The 2,759-nt window shown below is 45.3% G+C and carries 2 protein-coding genes and 1 pseudogene; all 3 read right to left on the bottom strand.

The window, feature by feature from the left end:
• Nucleotides 1-84: 84 nt before the first annotated feature.
• The gene (locus VIM87_RS05830) at nucleotides 85-1,563 is read right to left on the bottom strand and encodes a serine hydrolase domain-containing protein (protein WP_331996072.1); all 1,479 of its coding nucleotides are present in this window, start codon (nucleotides 1,561-1,563) and stop codon (nucleotides 85-87) included.
• A 392-nt stretch (nucleotides 1,564-1,955) separates the two neighbouring features.
• Entirely contained in the window at nucleotides 1,956-2,453 is a 498-nt protein-coding gene (locus tag VIM87_RS05835; protein WP_331996073.1) for a hypothetical protein, read from the bottom strand.
• A gap of 11 nt (nucleotides 2,454-2,464) precedes the next feature.
• Nucleotides 2,465-2,759, bottom strand: a pseudogene (locus VIM87_RS05840) (glutathione-dependent formaldehyde dehydrogenase); the annotation flags it as partial.

Here is a 2,759-nt window from a genome sequence, read left to right on the forward strand (position 1 = left end):
GATTAATGATAGTTTGTGGTTCTTAACTGTCTCACATACACGAAATTATTAAGAAACCCGCATACTTTCATTTTCTTATATGTCCTACCTCCTCTTCACCGCTCTTACAACCACCTTCTCCTCCTGCTTCACTTCAAACAGGTCAATAACACCATCACTCTGCGAGCTTGAAAAAATGCACTTATCCGTTGGGGAAGACATCAGAAAGAAAGTATCTAACCCTGTAGCATACATTTTTTCCGGTCTTCGTGCGGTTAGCTCAAGACTGTTCCCTTTTTTAACTATGGAGATCTTTATCTGCGGATCTTCCGAGAAATAGTCCCCCGCATATTTTTCAAGCAGTGTGTCCGGAACATGAATGGACTTCATGACCATAGGATTGTAAAAGTCTTTCCATTGATACACGGTGGCCACGCTATTGATGATCTCATCTATTAAGGCCTGTCCATTTTCAGAATTGGTTAAAACCACCACGCCATTTCCTGTGGTAAAGCTGCCATAATAATCGGTTCTATAACCAACATTTGCCCCGCTGTGCGTAAAATACTTCTCCCCGCCCTTTTCCAGGATGAAGGTGCCTAAGGCAGCATCGGAAGAGCTAAGCACCGGTGTTAGCATTTTTTCTGCAACCGCTTTTTCAAGGAATGAAGGCCTGGTATTTTTTAAAGACTGCTGTATGGCAATAACAAACTTCGCAAGATCAGTGGCTGTTGTCCAAAGCCCATCCGGCGCCAGCTCCGGATAAATATTGAATTTCCCCTGCAGCACCTGCATACTGGTATCATGCCCGGCAGCAAAGTTTTTGTATTGCTGATGATTAAGCGGCTGGGAAAATGTACTGCTTGTCATTTTAAGCGGCTTCAGTACAGCCGCCTGCATAATGCTGTCATAATTACTTGAAATATTGTCTTCCAGGATCTTTCTGATGATGACAGTGCCGCCACCGGAGTATTTAAACTGGGCGCCAACCGGGAGAACCGGTTTAACGGCTTCACTATTGGCCGGTTTTTGCCCGTTGAGGATCTGGTTAATAGCGGGTATACTGTCGCTCATTGTATACCCCATGAAACCACCGGTACTAAGGCCGGCAGTATGGCTCAGTAAATTTTTGAGGGTAATTGTTTTGCCTTTTGAAAATTCATTGTCCGGAAACGTCCAGGTTTTCAAATATTCCCTTATATCCTTGTCCAGGGATAATTTCCCATCCTGTACCAGCTTCATGATGCCGGATGCATTTACTGATTTACTGATGGAGGCTGCCTGGTAAAGGGTGCCGGTATTTGCAGGCTGCCGTGCTGCTGCATCAGCGTATCCATAAGCTTTTGCCCATATCATACTCCCATTGTTTATTACGGCTATAGAAACGGAGGGCACTTTGTAAAACTTCATCCGCTCGGTAATATTATACTTAGGTGTGATGCTGTCTGCAAAAACAACTTGTCTTGTTTCCATGAGACCGTTCTCCACTGCTTTAATCCGCAATTGTTCAGGCTTGGTTTGGCCGGATCCTAAAAGCCAGGTCAGGGTAAAGAGTGAAATAAAGATCAGTGTTCTTAAGGTCATTTTAAATGATTAGAAGTAACAATTTTTTTCGGGAGATGGTGTCCACGATTTTAGCTTTCGCATAAACTAAATATTATGCCGCTCTTATAAAGCACTGACAATGAGCTGTAAAATAAAAAACCTGGTGAGAATATGTACAGAAACGGACAGTCTGCGTCCGCTTTTGTGAGAGCGGCGCCAGATCTGTGAGATCTTTCGGTTTACAATAAAGTTCTTAGTGCAATAGAGTATCGCTCCTGCTTTACCGGGGCAATGCTGCGCTGCCATGCGCTCCGTGCTTCTCCATCCAGGAGGTACAGCGACCGGCGTGCTACGGTAAAAGAGAGGATTGGTTTGGTTGCTCCGTATGGCCGTAACCGGAACGCCATGTGTTCAACAAACGGCTCCCTTCCTTAAATATGCCTGCGCCTTTTCTTACGTACCATAAGTGTAACAACAGCTGTAGTTACCAGTGCAGCAACAACAATTTTCCCGAAAAAGCGTACTGGATTGTATCTCACCTCTGCTTTCCAGCCTTTTTCCACGAAGAAGTTCGGGAGATAACCATTCCTGATATCATCAATCAGGCCTTCTATCACATTCATACGGTCTGCCAGTATCAATGGCATCCAGTGTCCCAGCCTGCCTTCACTTTGTGAAAAGGCTTTCCGCCGTATCATACCGCTTAATCCTGAGGGAGGTGTGGATGTCCCAAACACAGCGCTAAGGCCGGGCCTTTCGTTGGACTTCAATATTTCCACATCAGCCGGTTGCTGTGCAGGCCGTTCATAGTTAAGCCGCCGGTGATCATCACCGGTGTAGTGCTTCATAGGATAGGTGGGCTCGTTCCTGGGATCTGCATCCACGCCCCATCCTTTGATATGCCTGAAATTATCCTCCATGTTTTCCATACGAAATGTTTTTAGGGAACAAGAACTGTTTTTATGCAATTGTCCAGCTTTGAAGAAAATATGCGGTATGCATATGCCACTTCTTCCAGCGGGATCTTATGGGTAATGATGGCCTTGGGATCAATAAAACCGTTTTGTACATGCTCTATCAGCTTTGGCAGCAACCGTTTTACGGAAGCCTGGTTAGCGCGGATGGTAATGCCTTTGTTCACCACATTGCCTATAGCTACCAGGTTTCCGGTTGGGCCGTACACGCCTACAACAGAAACAATGCCGCCCTTCTTAACAGAATTAATAGCCCAGTTC

Origin of the sequence: Chitinophaga sp. (genome assembly GCF_036569125.1) — a bacterium.
Taxonomy (GTDB): Bacteria; Bacteroidota; Bacteroidia; order Chitinophagales; family Chitinophagaceae; genus Chitinophaga.